At 70.8% G+C, this 16,618-nt stretch carries 14 protein-coding genes; all 14 read left to right on the forward strand.

Annotated elements, in window-relative coordinates; genetic code table 11:
- Positions 1-13: 13 nt before the first annotated feature.
- The 14 genes from lysA (at position 14) to ACIPUC_RS22570 (ending at position 16,498) form a co-directional block, all read left to right on the forward strand.
- Positions 14-1,405 carry a diaminopimelate decarboxylase gene (lysA, locus tag ACIPUC_RS22505; RefSeq protein ID WP_446591635.1) on the forward strand — a complete coding sequence of 464 codons (1,392 nt, stop codon included), beginning with the start codon at positions 14-16 and terminating at the stop codon, positions 1,403-1,405.
- Between the two features lie 160 nt (positions 1,406-1,565).
- A complete protein-coding gene (locus ACIPUC_RS22510) occupies positions 1,566-2,855 on the forward strand; it encodes a homoserine dehydrogenase (protein ID WP_446591892.1) in 1,290 nt (429 codons plus the stop codon).
- Between the two features lie 6 nt (positions 2,856-2,861).
- Positions 2,862-3,932, forward strand: coding sequence for a threonine synthase (gene thrC / locus ACIPUC_RS22515; protein WP_446591636.1), 1,071 nt, complete (start codon positions 2,862-2,864; stop codon positions 3,930-3,932).
- 281 nt (positions 3,933-4,213) lie between these two features.
- Positions 4,214-5,140 (forward strand): homoserine kinase, encoded by a 927-nt coding sequence (gene thrB / locus ACIPUC_RS22520; RefSeq protein ID WP_446591638.1) that lies wholly within the window; start codon positions 4,214-4,216, stop codon positions 5,138-5,140.
- Between the two features lie 427 nt (positions 5,141-5,567).
- On the forward strand, positions 5,568-7,709 hold the full coding sequence (gene rho / locus ACIPUC_RS22525) for a transcription termination factor Rho (RefSeq protein WP_446591639.1): 2,142 nt from the start codon (positions 5,568-5,570) through the stop codon (positions 7,707-7,709).
- 284 nt (positions 7,710-7,993) lie between these two features.
- Positions 7,994-9,094 carry an LCP family protein gene (locus tag ACIPUC_RS22530; protein ID WP_446591641.1) on the forward strand — a complete coding sequence of 367 codons (1,101 nt, stop codon included), beginning with the start codon at positions 7,994-7,996 and terminating at the stop codon, positions 9,092-9,094.
- Between the two features lie 183 nt (positions 9,095-9,277).
- Positions 9,278-9,496 carry a 50S ribosomal protein L31 gene (rpmE, locus tag ACIPUC_RS22535; RefSeq protein ID WP_446591643.1) on the forward strand — a complete coding sequence of 73 codons (219 nt, stop codon included), beginning with the start codon at positions 9,278-9,280 and terminating at the stop codon, positions 9,494-9,496.
- 126 nt (positions 9,497-9,622) lie between these two features.
- Positions 9,623-10,702: a peptide chain release factor 1 gene (gene prfA, locus ACIPUC_RS22540; RefSeq protein ID WP_446591644.1), complete on the forward strand. Its 1,080-nt coding sequence runs from the start codon at positions 9,623-9,625 to the stop codon at positions 10,700-10,702.
- A 52-nt stretch (positions 10,703-10,754) separates the two neighbouring features.
- The gene (gene prmC / locus ACIPUC_RS22545; protein ID WP_446591645.1) at positions 10,755-11,600 is read left to right on the forward strand and encodes a peptide chain release factor N(5)-glutamine methyltransferase; all 846 of its coding nucleotides are present in this window, start codon (positions 10,755-10,757) and stop codon (positions 11,598-11,600) included.
- 58 nt (positions 11,601-11,658) lie between these two features.
- The gene (locus tag ACIPUC_RS22550; protein WP_446591646.1) at positions 11,659-12,306 is read left to right on the forward strand and encodes an L-threonylcarbamoyladenylate synthase; all 648 of its coding nucleotides are present in this window, start codon (positions 11,659-11,661) and stop codon (positions 12,304-12,306) included.
- Positions 12,303-12,935: an arsenate reductase/protein-tyrosine-phosphatase family protein gene (locus ACIPUC_RS22555; protein WP_446591647.1), complete on the forward strand. Its 633-nt coding sequence runs from the start codon at positions 12,303-12,305 to the stop codon at positions 12,933-12,935. The genes ACIPUC_RS22550 and ACIPUC_RS22555 overlap by 4 nt, the downstream gene beginning before the upstream one ends.
- Positions 12,936-13,105: 170 nt before the next feature.
- Positions 13,106-14,335, forward strand: coding sequence for a serine hydroxymethyltransferase (locus ACIPUC_RS22560; protein WP_446591649.1), 1,230 nt, complete (start codon positions 13,106-13,108; stop codon positions 14,333-14,335).
- A 116-nt stretch (positions 14,336-14,451) separates the two neighbouring features.
- Positions 14,452-15,786 (forward strand): MraY family glycosyltransferase, encoded by a 1,335-nt coding sequence (locus ACIPUC_RS22565; RefSeq protein ID WP_446591650.1) that lies wholly within the window; start codon positions 14,452-14,454, stop codon positions 15,784-15,786.
- Between the two features lie 274 nt (positions 15,787-16,060).
- The gene (locus tag ACIPUC_RS22570; protein WP_446591652.1) at positions 16,061-16,498 is read left to right on the forward strand and encodes a hypothetical protein; all 438 of its coding nucleotides are present in this window, start codon (positions 16,061-16,063) and stop codon (positions 16,496-16,498) included.
- The last annotated feature ends 120 nt before the right edge of the window (positions 16,499-16,618 follow it).

The raw sequence follows: 16,618 nt of genomic DNA on the forward strand, positions 1-16,618 counted from the left end.
AAGAGAGAAACCGATGAGCCGTTCCGCGCACCCCGCCGGGCCCCGTCACGCCGATGTCCTGCCCGAGGGGCACTACTCCCCGCCGCCCGCCGACCTGAACGCCCTCGACGAGAAGGTCTGGGCCCGGACCGTCGAGCGTACGGCCGACGGGGTCGTGAGCGTCGGGGGAATCGAAGTCACCCGGCTCGCCGAGGAGTTCGGGACCCCGGCCTACTTCCTCGACGAGGAGGACTTCCGGGCGCGGTGCCGGGCTTGGGCGCACGCGTTCGGGAAGGACGCCGACGTCTTCTATGCCGGGAAGGCGTTCCTCTCCAAGGCCGTCGTGAAGTGGCTGAAGGAGGAAGGGCTGAATCTCGACGTGTGTTCCGGCGGGGAGCTGACCACCGCGCTCGCCGCCGGGATGCCCGCCTCCCGGATCGCCTTCCACGGCAACAACAAGTCCGAGGGGGAGATCAGGCGGGCGGTCGGGGCCGGCGTGGGGCGGATCGTGCTCGACTCCTTCCAGGAGATCGCCCGCGTCGCGCACATCGCCCGTGAGCTGGGCGTACGCCAGCCCGTCCAGATCCGCGTCACGGTCGGGGTGGAAGCGCACACGCACGAGTTCATCGCGACCGCGCACGAGGACCAGAAGTTCGGCATCGCCGTGGCCGACGGGTCCGCCGCCGAGGCCGTGCGGCGGGCCCTCGGGCACGACTCGCTCGAGCTGCTCGGCGTCCACTCCCACATCGGCTCGCAGATCTTCGACATGGCCGGCTTCGAGGTGTCCGCGAAGCGGGTCGTGCGGCTGCTGGCCGCCGTACGCGACGAGCACGGCGTCGAGCTCCCCGAGATCGACCTCGGTGGCGGGCTCGGGATCGCCTACACCTCCGACGACGATCCGCGCGAGCCCCACGAGATCGCCAAGGCGCTCACCGAGATCGTGGCGCGGGAGTGCGAGAGCGCGGGACTGCGCGCTCCCCGGATCTCCGTCGAGCCCGGCCGGGCCATCGTCGGCCCCACCGCCTTCACCCTCTACGAGGTCGGCACTATCAAGCCGCTCGAGGGTCTGCGGACATACGTCAGTGTCGACGGCGGGATGTCCGACAACATCCGGACCGCCCTCTACGACGCCGAGTACTCCGTCACCCTCGTCTCCCGCACCTCCGACGCCGAGCCCATGCTCGCCCGCGTCGTCGGCAAGCACTGCGAGAGCGGCGACATCGTCGTGAAGGACGCCTTCCTGCCCGCTGACCTGGCCCCCGGTGACCTGCTCGCCGTCCCGGCCACCGGTGCGTACTGCCGCTCCATGGCCAGCAACTACAACCACGCGCTGCGCCCGCCCGTCGTCGCCGTCCGCGACGGACAGGCCCGGGTGATCGTCCGGCGCGAGACGGAGGAAGATCTCCTGCGTCTCGACCTGGGATGATTTGCTTATTTCGGGGAGAAGCCCTCAGACCCCCAAAATAGGTGTCTCACTCAATGGACCGAGGGTGGAAACTGCTGTCCATTGAGTGAGACTGGTTCTCACCCCGCGTGCAAGCCGCGTGCGGGGTACTGATGGAAGATCGAAAGGCGTAGGTCGAATGATGCGTACGCGTCCGCTGAAGGTGGCGCTGCTGGGCTGTGGAGTGGTCGGCTCGGAAGTTGCCCGCATCATGACGACGCACGCCGACGACCTGACGGCCAGGATCGGCGCGCCCGTCGAGCTCGCGGGCGTCGCGGTGCGCCGCCCGTCCAAGGTGCGCGAGGGCATCGACCCGGCGCTCATCACCACCGATGCGACCGCCCTCCTCAAACGCGGGGACATCGACGTCGCGATCGAGGTCATCGGCGGGATCGAGCCGGCCCGGACGCTGATCACCACCGCGTTCGAGAACGGCATCTCCGTCGTCTCCGCCAACAAGGCGCTGCTCGCCCAGGACGGCGCCGCCCTGCACGCCGCGGCCGAGACCCACGGCCTGGACCTGTACTACGAGGCCGCCGTCGCCGGCGCCATCCCGCTGGTCCGCCCGATGCGCGAGTCCCTCGCGGGCGACAAGATCAACCGTGTCATGGGCATCGTCAACGGCACGACGAACTTCATCCTCGACAAGATGGACTCCACCGGCGCCGGCTACCAGGAGGCGCTCGACGAGGCCACGGCCCTCGGGTACGCCGAGGCCGACCCGACCGCCGACGTCGAGGGCTACGACGCCGCCGCCAAGGCCGCGATCCTGGCCGGCATCGCCTTCCACACCCGGGTCCGCCTCGACGACGTCTACCGCGAGGGCATGACCGAGGTCAGCGCCGCCGACTTCGCCTCCGCCAAGCGGATGGGCTGCACCATCAAGCTCCTGGCGATCCTCGAGCGCGCCGCCGACGGCGAGTCCGTCACCGCCCGCGTGCACCCGGCCATGATCCCGCTCACCCACCCGCTCGCCTCCGTCCGCGAGGCGTACAACGCGGTCTTCGTCGAGGCGGAGGCCGCCGGGCGGCTCATGTTCTACGGGCCCGGCGCGGGCGGTTCGCCGACCGCGTCCGCGGTGCTCGGCGACCTCGTCGCCGTCTGCCGCAACAAGCTCGCCGAGGCAACGGGGCCGGGCGAGTCGGCGTACACCCAGCTGCCGGTCAGCCCCATGGGCGATGTCGTCACCCGGTACCACATCAGTCTCGATGTGGCCGACAAGCCGGGCGTGCTCGCCCAGGTGGCGACGACCTTCGCGGAGCACGGGGTCTCCATCGACACCGTGCGGCAGCAGGGCAAGGACGGCGAGGCCTCCCTCGTCGTCGTCACTCACCGCGCGCCAGACGCCGCCCTCTCCGGGACCGTCGACGCGCTGCGGAAGCTGGACACCGTCCGCGGTGTCGCCAGCATCATGCGTGTTGAAGGGGAGTAAGGACCCATGAGCAGCAATCGCACCCACCAGTGGCGCGGCATCATCGAGGAGTACCGGGACCGCCTGCCGGTGACGGACACGACTCCCGTGGTCACACTCCGCGAGGGCGGCACGCCGCTCGTTCCCGCGCAGGTGCTCTCCGAGCGCACCGGCTGCGAGGTGCACCTCAAGGTCGAGGGAGCGAACCCCACCGGGTCCTTCAAGGACCGCGGCATGACCATGGCCATCACCAAGGCCAAGGAGGACGGCGCCAAGGCCGTCATCTGCGCCTCGACCGGCAACACCTCGGCCTCCGCCGCCGCGTACGCGGTGCGCGCGGGCATGGTCTCCGCCGTCCTCGTGCCCCGCGGCAAGATCGCGCTGGGCAAGATGGGCCAGGCGCTCGTGCACGGTGCCAAGATCCTCCAGGTGGACGGCAACTTCGACGACTGCCTGGCTCTCGCCCGCGCGCTGTCCGACAACTACCCGGTGGCGCTGGTCAATTCGGTCAACCCGGTGCGCATCGAGGGCCAGAAGACGGCCGCGTTCGAGATCGTCGACGCGCTCGGCGACGCCCCCGACATCCATGTGCTGCCCGTCGGCAACGCCGGCAACATCACCGCGTACTGGAAGGGCTTCAAGGAGTACAAGGCCGACGGCCTGGCCTCCCGTACGCCCCGCGTGTGGGGTTTCCAGGCCTCCGGCTCCGCGCCCATCGTGCGCGGCGAGATCGTCAAGGAGCCGCACACCATCGCCACCGCGATCCGGATCGGCAACCCGGCCTCCTGGGAGTACGCGCTCGCCGCGCGCGACGAGTCGGGCGGCTTCATCGACGAGGTGACGGACCGTCAGATCCTCGCCGCCTACCGGCTGTTGGCCGCGCAGGAGGGCGTCTTCGTCGAGCCCGCCTCCGCCGCCTCCGTGGCGGGGCTGCTCAAGGCCGCCGAGCTGGGCCTCGTGGACCCGGGCCAGAAGATCGTGTGCACCGTCACCGGCAACGGCCTGAAGGACCCCGACTGGGCGATCGCCGGCGCTCCGCAGCCGGTCACCGTTCCGGTGGACGCCGAAGCCGCGGCCATCCGCCTCGGCCTGGTCTGACACGTGAGCCGGTTCCGGAGGCCCCCGGGCCCCCGGAACCGGCAACTCACCCCGTACGGCACCAAAAGTGCGGCCGAAGCCGCGACACGCATCGTGCGCCTCCTGTGCGCCCTATGTCGCGAGAGAACCTTCCTTCGATACGCTGTACTTACATCCGCCACCGCGCATATGACCGCGGTGCTGCCCAGTGGGCCTTCGGGTGTCGTACGTTCTCCAGTACATTCGCAGCGAGCCAGCGAAGAGCGAAGATCTCGCACAGTCACAAGGAGTGTCATCGGACGATGGCCGGTCCAGCGTTCCGCGCCGCCGCCGTACGGGTGCGCGTCCCCGCCAGCAGTGCCAACCTCGGCCCGGGCTTCGACGCCCTCGGCCTGGCCCTGGGGCTCTACGACGACGTAGTCGTCCGGGTGGCCGACTCCGGCCTGAACATCGACATCGCGGGTGAGGGCGCCGACACCCTCCCGCGGGACGAGAGCCACCTGCTCGTGCGCTCCATGCGCACCGCCTTCGACCTGCTGGGCGGGCAGCCGCGCGGCCTCGAGGTCGTCTGCGCCAACCGCATCCCGCACGGCCGGGGCCTCGGCTCCTCCTCCGCCGCCATCTGCGCCGGCATCGTCGCCGCGCGCGCGGTGACCATAGGCGGCGAGGCCAAGCTCGACGACGCGGCGCTCCTGGAGCTCGCCACCGAGATCGAGGGCCACCCCGACAACGTCGCCGCCTGTCTGCTCGGCGGCTTCACCCTGGCCTGGATGGACGGCGGCAGCGCCAAGGCGATCCGGATGGACCCCGCCGATTCCATCGTTCCGGTGGTCTTCGTCCCCTCCAAGCCGGTCCTGACGGAGACCGCGCGCGGCCTGCTGCCGCGCACCGTCCCGCACGTGGACGCGGCCGTGAACGCGGGTCGAGCCGGACTGCTCGTGGAGGCCCTGACCAGGCGCCCCGAGTTCCTCCTGCCGGCCACCGAAGACCGGCTCCACCAGGAGTACCGGTCCCCGGCGATGCCCGAGAGCGTCGCCCTTGTGAACCGACTGCGGGCGGACGGCATCCCCGCGGTCATCTCCGGCGCGGGCCCCACGGTCCTGGCGCTGGTCGACAACGACGCGGCCGACAAGGTCGCGCAGCTCGCGGGCGAAGGGTGGGCGGCGAACCGGCTCGCCCTCGACGCCGTGGGCGCGAGCGTACTTCCGCTGGGAACCCAGGGCGGCTGAGCCGGGCCGGTCAGGGGCGGGCGGCCAGGGCAGGCCGCCCGTGCGGAAGGGCGCGATTGCCGGTGATCGAGAGGGGGAATGTCTGTTGGATCCGGTAGTGTTAGTCTCAAGTGCGCAACCGAAGCCGCCATGGCTCGGTGCTCAGTGTCCCCATCCGGGACCACCTTTCTTCCGGGAGCCTCCCCGACTGCTTTGATCACTTCCAGCAGTTTCGAGCACGCTCCGGAATCGGCGTGACATTCCCACGCTTCCAGCTCGGGGGCTTCTCGCCGGAACCACCCATGCACGTTTCTCTCCGCCGTATCTCTACCGGCGGACCACCGCCCCGGCCGCAGTCCACACCCCATCAGGTCACGGACTGTTGTCGGACAGCACAACCGGTCGCCGAGCCAGACAGGCCGACGTCCGCTCCAGGGAAGGACCCTTCGTGAGCGACACCACCGATCTGATGGGCGCTGCCGACACCTCTGTCGACACCAGTGCCCCCGCCGCGGGCGCGGCCCCCAAGCGTCGCCGCACCGGCACCGGCCTTGACGGCATGGTCCTGGCCGAGCTGCAGCAGGTCGCGTCGGGCCTCGGCATCAGGGGCACCGCGCGGATGCGCAAGAGCCAGCTGATCGAGGTCATCAAGGAGACGCAGGCGGGCGGCGCCGCAGCGCCCAAGGCCGCCTCCTCCGCCGCGGACACCGCCGAGGCCAAGCCGAAGCGCCGCGCCACCAGCAAGGCCCGTGCGGCCGCCGCCGATGCTCCGCAGACGGGTGAGGGCGCCGCTGCGGCGCCCGCCGAGAAGAAGCCTGCCGCGCAGGCCCAGATCGAGATTCCGGGCCAGCCGGCCAGCGACGACGCCCCGGTCGGCGAGCGCCGCCGCCGTCGGGCCACCGCCCCGTCCGGCAGCCCGGAGGCCTCGGCCCCCGCCGCCGTGCAGGTCGAGCAGAAGACCGAGACCGTCAAGGCCGAGGCCGCGACGGCGACCGCCATCGCGCCGCAGACGGACGTGAAGGCCGAGGCCGCCACCGCCGTCTCCGCCCCGGCGCTGGAGGGCGAGGGCCGCGGCCGTCGCGACCGCCGTGACCGCGGCGCCGAGCGCGGCGACCGCCAGCGCGACCGCCGCGACCGCGGTGCCAAGGCCGACGAGCAGGGCCAGGGCGGCCAGGGCCAGGGTGCGCAGGGCGGCCAGGGCGGCGGCCGTCAGGACCGCGCCGAGCGCGGCGACCGCCAGCAGCAGGGCGGCCGCGGCCAGGGTCAGGGCCAGCAGGGTCGTCAGGACCGTCAGGACCGCCAGGACCGCCAGGGTCCCCAGGACAACGGTCCGCAGGACGACTTCGACGACGAGGGCGGCCGCCGCGGCCGCCGCGGCCGTTACCGCGACCGCCGTGGCCGTCGCGGCCGCGACGAGTTCGCCCCGAACGAGCCGCAGGTCGCCGACGACGACGTGCTGATCCCCGTCGCGGGCATCCTCGACATCCTCGACAACTACGCGTTCATCCGGACCTCGGGCTACCTGCCCGGCCCCAACGACGTGTACGTCTCCCTCGCCCAGGTCCGCAAGGCGGGCCTGCGCAAGGGCGACCACACCACCGGTGCCGTGCGCCAGCCCAAGGACGGCGAGCGCCGCGAGAAGTTCAACGCCCTTGTGCGACTGGACTCGGTGAACGGCATGGCGCCCGAATCCGGGCGCGGACGGCCGGAGTTCCAGAAGCTGACGCCCCTGTACCCGCAGGACCGGCTCCGTCTGGAGACCGACCCGGGCGTGCTGACGACCCGCATCATCGACCTCGTGTCGCCGATCGGAAAGGGCCAGCGCGGCCTGATCGTGGCCCCGCCGAAGACCGGCAAGACCATGATCATGCAGGCGATCGCCAACGCGATCACCACCAACAACCCCGAGTGCCACCTGATGGTCGTCCTGGTCGACGAGCGTCCGGAAGAGGTCACCGACATGCAGCGGTCGGTCAAGGGCGAGGTCATCTCCTCGACCTTCGACCGTCCGGCCGAGGACCACACCACCGTTGCCGAGCTGGCCATCGAGCGCGCCAAGCGCCTCGTCGAGCTCGGTCACGACGTGGTCGTCCTGCTGGACTCCATCACCCGCCTGGGCCGCGCGTACAACCTCGCGGCGCCCGCCTCCGGCCGCATCCTGTCCGGTGGTGTCGACTCGACCGCGCTGTACCCGCCGAAGCGCTTCTTCGGTGCCGCGCGCAACATCGAGGACGGCGGCTCGCTGACCATCCTGGCCACCGCGCTGGTCGACACCGGCTCGCGCATGGACGAGGTGATCTTCGAGGAGTTCAAGGGCACCGGCAACATGGAGCTCAAGCTCGACCGGAAGCTCGCCGACAAGCGCATCTTCCCGGCTGTCGACGTCGACCCGTCGGGCACCCGCAAGGAGGAGATCCTCCTCAACGCGGAGGAGCTCGCCATCGTCTGGAAGCTGCGCCGGGTGCTGCACGCGCTCGACTCGCAGCAGGCGATCGAGCTGCTGCTCGACAAGATGAAGCAGACGAAGTCGAACGCCGAGTTCCTGATGCAGATCGCGAAGACGACCCCGTCGGGCAAGAACGACGACTGAGTCCCGCCACGCCGCGTCACAGCCGCCCCCCGTCGCGTCCGCGCCGGGGGGCGGCTGTGTGCGTACGGTGCGACCTTCACCACACACCGGGTCCGGCTGAACCGTGGGCGGCCCTCCTGCGTCCCACGGGAAAACCGCAGGTGGCCGCAGGGGCTGCGGAGTGTTTGCCGCGGAGCGTGCTCGCCTCCGCCCCGGCCCGGGGGCCCCGGCGGCCGTGGAACCCTGGAGGACGTTCGTCCGTCTGTGTCAGAGGACAGGGGACCGCCTTCAGGACTGAGGAGAGCATGAGCCAGGACAGCAACGGCGGCGGCCACCGCGCCGCGGGCCGGCGTCGACGCAAGCCGCCGAAGCGCCGCAAGGCCCTCGTCATCGCCGCGTGGAGCGCGGCCGGCGTGGTCCTGCTGGGCGGGGCGGGCCTCGGCTACTTCTACTTCAAGCTGAACGGCAACCTGAAGACCGTCGACATCGACCAGGCGCTCGGCACCGACCGCCCGCAGAACGTCGACAACGGCTCGATGGACATCCTGGTCCTCGGCTCCGACTCCCGCGGCGGCGCGAACTCCGGCTACGGCCCGGACGACGGCGGCTCCGCCCGCTCCGACACGGCGATGATCGTCCATCTGAACGAGGGCCACACGAAGGCCGGCATCGTGTCGATACCCCGCGACACCATGACCGTGCGGCCCCCCTGCACCACCGGCAAGGGCAAGACCGACCCCGGCGGGACGCGCAAGCAGTTCAACGAGGCGTACACCATCGGCGGGGCGGCCTGCGCGGTCAAGACCGTCGAGAAGATGTCGGGGATCCGCATGGACCACTACATCGAGGTCGACTTCACGGGCTTCAAGAAGATCATCGACACCCTCGGCGGGGTCGAGGTCACCACCGCGAAGCCGATCAAGGACGACTACAGCCACCTGGACATCCCGGCCGGCCCGAACAAGCTGAACGGCGAGCAGGCCCTCGGCCTGGTCCGTACCCGCCACGCCGTCGGGGACGGCGGAGACCTCGGCCGAATACAGCTCCAGCAGGCCTTCATCAAGGCGCTGATCAAGCAGGTCAAGAGCATCGGCCTGTTCGACAACCCGAAGCAGCTGCTCGACCTCGCCGACACCGGCACCAAGTCGATCACCACCGACAAGGCGCTCGGCGATGTGAAATCGCTCATGGGCTTCGCCCAGAGCCTCCAGGGCATCAATGCCCAGGACATGCACATGATCACCCTGCCGGTGACCACGGATGCGATCGACCCCAACCGCGTCGCGCCGCTGAAGAAGGAGTCCCAGCTGGTCTGGGACGCCCTGCTGGCCGACCGGCCGATCCCCGCCGAGGCCACCGCGAACTCGGCCGGAGACAAGGGCACGGCCGGTTCGATCGTCCAGTGAGGACAGGGCGGGGGCCGGGCGGGGGCAGCGGCGGAATAGATGCCGACCCCCTGCCGTTGAGGGAGGCGTCCTCAGAATTTTGACAGGCAGCCCGGTCCTGGCAGACTGGTCTGTCGGCCCCGGTTCACGCAGTGCGCAATTCGGCCCCTGCGACCCGGCGCCCTCCCGAATCTAGGAGACACCTTGAAGAGCGAGATCCACCCCCAGTACGTCGAGACCCAGGTCAGCTGCACCTGTGGCGCGTCGTTCACCACCCGTAGCACCCTCGCCGAGGGCTCCATCCGTGCCGAGGTCTGCTCCGAGTGCCACCCGTTCTACACGGGCAAGCAGAAGATCCTCGACACCGGTGGCCGTGTGGCGCGCTTCGAGGCTCGCTTCGGCAAGGGTGCGGCCAAGAAGTAGCGCGACCCAGGCGCCGGTCAACGGCCGCCCCCTGTCCACTCGGGGGCGGCCGGACCGGCGCCTTTGTCGTCGTCCAGCCCCGTCACCCCCTGCAGTCCCCCGCACTTTTACCCCAGGAGTACCCCGATGTTCGAGGCGGTCGAGGAACTGGTCGGCGAGCACGCCGACCTTGAGAAGAAGCTCGCCGACCCTTCGGTCCACTCCGATCAGGCCAACGCGCGCAAGCTGAACAAGCGCTACGCGGAGCTGACCCCGATCATCGCGACCTTCCGTGCGTGGAAGCAGTCGGCCGAGGACATCGAGACGGCCAAGGAGTTCGCGGCCGACGACCCGGACTTCGCCGCCGAGGTCAAGGAGCTGACGCAGCAGCGCGAGGAGCTCACCGAGAAGCTCCGCCTGCTGCTGGTCCCGCGCGACCCCAGTGACGACAAGGACGTGCTCCTGGAGGTCAAGGCGGGCGCGGGCGGCGACGAGTCCGCCCTGTTCGCCGGCGACCTGCTGCGCATGTACCTGCGCTACGCCGAGCGCGTGGGCTGGAAGACCGAGATCATCGACGCCACCGAGTCCGAGCTCGGCGGCTACAAGGACGTGCAGGTCTCCGTCCGCACCAAGGGCGGCAACGGCGCCACCGAGCCCGGCCAGGGCGTGTGGGCCCGCCTGAAGTACGAGGGCGGCGTGCACCGCGTCCAGCGGGTTCCGGCCACCGAGTCCCAGGGCCGCATCCACACCTCCGCCGCCGGCGTGCTCGTCACCCCGGAGGCCGAGGAGGTCGAGGTCGAGGTCAACATGAACGACCTCCGCATCGACGTGTACCGCTCGTCGGGCCCCGGCGGCCAGTCCGTCAACACCACCGACTCGGCCGTGCGCATCACGCACCTGCCGACCGGTGTGGTCGCCTCCTGCCAGAACGAGAAGAGCCAGCTCCAGAACAAGGAGCAGGCCATGCGCATCCTGCGCTCGCGGCTCCTCGCCGCCGCCCAGGAAGCCGCCGAGCAGGAGGCCTCCGACGTGCGCCGCAGCCAGGTGCGCTCCGTGGACCGCTCCGAGAAGATCCGGACGTACAACTACCCGGAAAACCGGATCTCGGACCACCGCACCGGATTCAAGGCGTACAACTTGGACCAGGTGCTCGACGGCGACCTCGACTCGGTCATCCAGGCCTGTGTCGACGCCGACTCCGCGGCCAAGCTCGCCGCCGCGCAGTAGAGCCGCAACGACCCGTACCACCCCCCGTACGACAGCAGCCCGGAGGACCAGCGTGAACTTGCTGCTTGCCGAGGTGGCCCAGGCCACCCAGCGGCTGGCCGCCGCCGGCGTGCCCTCACCGCGCTTCGACGCGGAGGAGCTCGCGGCCTTCGTGCACGGCGTCAAGCGGGGGGAACTGCACCACGTCAAGGACGCGGACTTCGACGCCCGCTACTGGGAGGCCGTCGCCCGCCGCGAGGCGCGCGAGCCGCTCCAGCACATCACCGGCCGCGCCTTCTTCCGGTACCTGGAGCTCCAGGTCGGGCCCGGGGTCTTCGTCCCGCGGCCCGAGACCGAGTCGGTCGTGGACTGGGCCATACACGCCGTCCGGGCGATGGACGTGGTCGAGCCGCTGATCGTGGACCTGTGCACCGGCTCCGGCGCGATCGCGCTGGCCATGGCGCAGGAGGTGCCGCGCTCGCGCGTGCACGCGGTCGAGCTGTCCGAGGAAGCCCTGCGCTGGACCCGCAAGAACGCCGAGGGCTCCCGGGTCACCGTCCACCAGGGGGACGCGCTGAGCGCCCTCCCGGAGCTCGACGGGCAGGTCGACCTGGTCATCTCCAACCCGCCGTACATCCCGCTCACCGAGTGGGAGTACGTGGCCCCCGAGGCCCGCGACCACGATCCGGAGATGGCCCTGTTCTCCGGCGAGGACGGCCTCGACACCATCCGCGGCCTCGAGCGCACCGCCCACCGGCTGCTGCGGCCCGGCGGCATCGTCGTCATCGAGCACGCCGACACCCAGGGCGGCCAGGTCCCCTGGATCTTCGCCGAGGAGCGGGGCTGGGCCGACGCCGCCGACCACCCGGACCTCAACAACCGCCCGCGGTTCGCGACCGCCCGCAAGGCACTGCCGTGATCCGCGCCAGTTCACCCAGTGACACCGTCACCCCCCTGCTGCACGAGGAGTCCCGCTGATGGCCCGGCGATACGACTGCAACGACGCGACGGACCGCAAGACGGGCCTGCGCGAAGCCGCATCCGCCGTGCGCCGCGGCGAGCTCGTCGTGCTGCCCACCGACACCCTGTACGGGATCGGCGCGGACGCCTTCAGCCCGGAGGCCGTCCACGACCTGCTCTCCGCCAAGGGCCGGGGCCGCGGCATGCCCACCCCGGTGCTCATCGGCTCCCCGAACACCCTGCACGGCCTGGTCACCGACTTCTCCGAGCAGGCGTGGGAGCTCGTCGACGCGTTCTGGCCGGGCGCGCTGACGCTCGTCGCCAAGCACCAGCCCTCGCTGGCCTGGGACCTCGGCGACACCGGCGGCACCGTGGCCGTGCGGATGCCCCTGCACCCCGTCGCGATCGAGCTGCTGACCGAGGTCGGCCCGATGGCCGTGTCCTCGGCCAACCTGACCGGACACCCGGCGCCCGAGGACTGCGACGCGGCGCGCGAGATGCTCGGGGACTCCGTGTCCGTGTACCTGGACGGCGGTCCGACGCCCGGCATCCAGCCGTCGTCGATCGTCGACGTGACGGGGAAGGTTCCCGTCCTGCTGCGCGAAGGGGCGCTCACCGCGGAGCAGCTGCGGGAGGTCGTACCCGACCTCGAGGTCGCCCCGTGAGCCCTGACGGGCGTGGCATAGCTGGGGGAAGTGCTTTCCGCATACTCCACGTCAGCACCGGCAACGTGTGCCGCTCGCCCATCACCGAGCGGCTGACGCGCCACGCCCTCGCCCACCGCCTCGGGGGCCTGGTCAGCGCGGACCTCATCGTGGAGAGCGCCGGCACCTGGGGCCACGAGGGCGCTCCGATGGAGGCGAACGCGGCAGCCGTGCTGGCGGACTTCGGAGCCGATGCTTCCGGTTTCACCGGGCGGGAGCTGCTCGACGAGCACGTCATCCGGGCCGACCTGGTGCTGACCGCGACCCGCGACCACCGGGCGCAGGTCATCTCGATGGGGCACTCGGCGGGGCTGCGCACCTTCACGCTGAAGGAGTTCACCCGGCTGGTCCGGGCCATAGATCCGGCCACCCTGCCGCCCCTGGACGACGGCATGGCCGAGCGGGCGCGCGCCCTGGTACGGGCCGCTGCGGCGCTGCGCGGCTGGCTGCTGGCGCCGTCGCCGGACGCGGACGAGGTGTACGACCCGTACGGGGCGCCGATCACCTTCTTCCGCTCGATCGGCGACGAGATCAACCAGGCGCTGGACCCGGTGGTGACGGCCCTGACGGGCGTCACCGCATCCCGCTGAGCCTGCCGCTGCGCGGGGCCTCCTCCCCCTCCCGCCCGTTCACCGCTCCGCCCGGACCCGAGGTGCGCGGTCCGGGGCGGAGCACCGGCAGCGCGCCCGCGGGGCACGATGGCCGGCTCCGGCCTACAGTGGCTGGTACCGGTCCCCCTCCACCGCGCGGGAGTCGCGCCATGAGCGTCATCACCCAGGCCACGGACGTGCTGCGGCAGCAGGATCCCCAGATGGCCGACATCCTCGCGGGCGAGCGGCAGCGGCAGGCGAGCACGCTGCAGCTGATCGCCGCCGAGAACTTCACCTCGCCCGCCGTGCTCGCCGCACTCGGGTCCCCGCTGTCCAACAAGTACGCCGAGGGGTACCCGGGCGCCAGGTACCACGGCGGCTGCGAGTACGTCGACGTGGCCGAGCAGCTCGCCGTGGACCGGGCGAAGGCCCTGTTCGGCGCCGAGCACGCCAATGTGCAGCCGCACTCCGGCTCCTCCGCGGTCCTCGCCGCGTACGCCGCGCTGCTGCGGCCCGGGGACACGGTGCTGGCGATGGGGCTCCCGTACGGCGGCCACCTCACGCACGGCTCGCCCGCGAACTTCTCCGGCCGGTGGTTCGACTTCGTCGGCTACGGCGTGGACGCGGAGACCGGGCTCATCGACTACGAGCAGGTGCAGCAGCTCGCCCACTCCTACCGGCCGAAGGCGATCGTCTGCGGCTCCATCTCCTACCCGCGCCACCCCGAGTACTCGGCCTTCCGGGAGATCGCCGACGAGGTCGGCGCCTACCTGATCGCCGACGCCGCCCACCCCATCGGGCTGGTGGCCGGCGGGGCCGCGCCCAGCCCGGTCCCGTACGCCGACATCGTCTGCGCGACCACGCACAAGGTCCTGCGCGGTCCGCGCGGCGGCATGCTGCTGTGCGGCGCCGAGTTCGCCGAGCGGACCGACCGGGCGGTGTTCCCCTTCACCCAGGGCGGCGCCCAGATGCACACCATCGCCGCCAAGGCCGTGGCCTTCGCGGAGGCCGCCACCCCCGCCTTCGCCACGTACGCGCACCGGGTCGTGGCCAACGCACGTGCGCTGGCCGAGGCGTTGGAGGACCACGGCTTCACGGTGACCACCGGCGGGACCGACACGCACCTGATCACCGCCGACCCGGCCCCGCTGGGCATCGACGGGCCGACCGCGCGCGGCCGGCTGGCCGCCGCCGGGATCGTGCTCGACACCTGCGCCCTCCCGTACGGGGACCAGCGCGGGGTACGGCTGGGCACCGCCGCCGTGACCACCCAGGGGATGGGCGAGGCGGAGATGCTCCAGATCGCGGCGCTGTTCGCGGCCGCTCTGCACGGGGACGCCGCGCGGACCCGTACGGAGGTCAAGGAGCTGACGATGGGATTTCCCCCTTACGGGGAGTAAGCGGGACAAGAGGGGTGTAGTGGAACCGGGATACCGGCCCCTCGCGTCCTCGGCGGAGGGGACATCACAGCTAATGTGTGGGGCTGAGATGGCCGGCGATACATCTGGGGCAGCCCGTGCGTGAATATCTGCTGACACTTTGTGTCACGGTCGCGGTGACCTACCTGCTGACCGGGCCCGTGCGGAAGTTCGCGATCGCGGCCGGGGCCATGCCGGAGATCCGCGCCCGCGACGTGCACCGCGAGCCCACGCCGCGGCTCGGCGGCATCGCCATGTTCGGCGGTCTGTGCGCGGGCCTGCTGGTCGCCGACCACCTGCACAACCTCAACGGCGTCTTCGAGCTCTCGAACGAACCGCGCGCGCTGCTCTCCGGCGCCGCCCTGATCTGGCTGGTCGGCGTACTCGACGACAAGTTCGAGATCGACGCCCTCATCAAGCTCGGCGCACAGATGATCTCCGCCGGCGTGATGGTGATGCAGGGCCTGACCATCCTGTGGATCCCGGTCCCGGGAGTAGGGACGGTCTCGCTCACCCAGTGGCAGGGCAACCTGCTCACCGTGGCCCTCGTCGTGATCACCATCAACGCGGTGAACTTCGTGGACGGCCTGGACGGCCTCGCCGCCGGCATGGTGTGCATCGCCGCCACCGCGTTCTTCCTCTACGCGTACCGGCTCTGGTTCGGCTACGGCATCGAGCAGGCCGCGCCCGCGACGCTCTTCGCCGCGATCCTGATGGGCATGTGCCTCGGCTTCCTGCCGCACAACATGCATCCCGCCCGGATCTTCATGGGCGACTCCGGCTCGATGCTCATCGGCCTGGTGCTCGCCGCCTCCGCGATCTCGATCAGCGGCCAGGTGGACCCGGACGCGCTGGCCCTGTTCGCGGGCGGCGAGCGCAACGCGACGCACGCGATGATCCCGGTCTTCATCCCGCTGATCCTGCCGCTGACGATCATCGCGATCCCGATGGCGGACCTGGTCCTGGCCATCGTCCGGCGCACCTGGAAGGGCCAGTCGCCCTTCGCCGCCGACCGCGGGCACCTGCACCACCGGCTCCTCGAGCTCGGGCATTCGCACAGCCGCGCGGTGCTGATCATGTACTTCTGGTCGGGGCTGATCGCCTTCGGCACGGTGGCGTACTCGGTGAACTCCGCCTCGATGTGGATCGTGCTGGCGATCGCCGCGCTCAGCGCGGTGGGCCTGATCCTGCTGCTCCTGCCGCGCTTCACCCCGCGCGCCCCGCGCTGGGCGGAGGGCCTGGTGCCGCCGCGCTACCGGCACGCCGCCCGGGCTGCGGAGGCCGCGGCCGAAGCGGCCGCCAGGGACGCCTCGGGCACCGAGCCGGAGCCCGCCAGGCCGATCGCGGCGGGGGTGTCCGGCGTCAACGGGGCGACCGCCATCGGCCCCCGTTCGCGCTTCCCCGACCGGCGTAAGGCTGAATCGACCCGCTGACCGGTGTGGCGCATGTCGGATATGGGTGGCCAATAGCAGGCAAGGGCCCCACTTGTCGCGCACACACGCGCAGGGTCCCTCTCATGTGTGACAGTCAGCACACCCGGCAGGTAAAGGACTCATCAAATAGTTTGTGATACCGTTCACTAAACCCGGCGACAGAGCCGAAGGACCGTAGTGCGACGGTCCATTGGCCCGAGGATCACACTCGGACCGGGCTTACGCTCGTCCCGTACGAGTCCCGTGCCCCCACCACCACGCGGAGCAACCCGCCATGCGGTCTGATGACGTCCGATTCCTCCTGCAAGCTGCCGTACCCACCGCTGCCGCCGGCGCTCTCGCCGCCGTGATCAGCGCTCTGGTCGTCGGCGGCAAGGGTGCGGTCGGCGCCGTCGTGGCGACGCTGCTGGTGATTCTCTTCATGGGCATCGGATTCGTCGTTCTGCAGCGCACGGCGAAATCACTCCCGCATCTCTTCCAGGCCATGGGGCTCATGCTCTACGCGGCCCAGATTCTGCTGCTCTTCGTCTTTCTCGCCGCGTTCAAGAACACCACCCTGTTCCACCCCAAGGCGTTCGCGATCACGCTTGTGGCCACCACCCTCGTGTGGATCGGCGCGCAGACCCGTGCTCACATGAAGGCCAAGATCCTTTACGTCGAACCGGACTCGATGAAGGGCGACAAGCCCGAAAATCAGGGGCCGAAGTCGTGAAGGGTAGGGCCGGGATAAGTGGGCGTTCGAGATCCTGCTATCGTCCGGTGCCAACTGCGGCACTGCGGGCGCGGGCATCTGAGCTGACGCCTGTTCCATCGCGAGGCTCGATGCCTGACT

This window comes from Streptomyces sp. LARHCF249, from assembly GCF_052871255.1.

What these genes read in the sequence shown, in the direction of transcription:
- lysA (WP_446591635.1), top strand. Translation starts at nt 14, where the DNA reads ATGAGCCGTTCCGCGCACCCCGCCGGGCCCCGTCACGCCGATGTCCTG.
- ACIPUC_RS22510 (WP_446591892.1), top strand. Translation starts at nt 1,566, where the DNA reads ATGCGTACGCGTCCGCTGAAGGTGGCGCTGCTGGGCTGTGGAGTGGTC.
- thrC (WP_446591636.1), top strand. Translation starts at nt 2,862, where the DNA reads ATGAGCAGCAATCGCACCCACCAGTGGCGCGGCATCATCGAGGAGTAC.
- thrB (WP_446591638.1), top strand. Translation starts at nt 4,214, where the DNA reads ATGGCCGGTCCAGCGTTCCGCGCCGCCGCCGTACGGGTGCGCGTCCCC.
- ACIPUC_RS22530 (WP_446591641.1), top strand. Translation starts at nt 7,994, where the DNA reads ATGAGCCAGGACAGCAACGGCGGCGGCCACCGCGCCGCGGGCCGGCGT.
- prfA (WP_446591644.1), top strand. Translation starts at nt 9,623, where the DNA reads ATGTTCGAGGCGGTCGAGGAACTGGTCGGCGAGCACGCCGACCTTGAG.
- ACIPUC_RS22550 (WP_446591646.1), top strand. Translation starts at nt 11,659, where the DNA reads ATGGCCCGGCGATACGACTGCAACGACGCGACGGACCGCAAGACGGGC.
- ACIPUC_RS22560 (WP_446591649.1), top strand. Translation starts at nt 13,106, where the DNA reads ATGAGCGTCATCACCCAGGCCACGGACGTGCTGCGGCAGCAGGATCCC.
- ACIPUC_RS22570 (WP_446591652.1), top strand. Translation starts at nt 16,061, where the DNA reads ATGCGGTCTGATGACGTCCGATTCCTCCTGCAAGCTGCCGTACCCACC.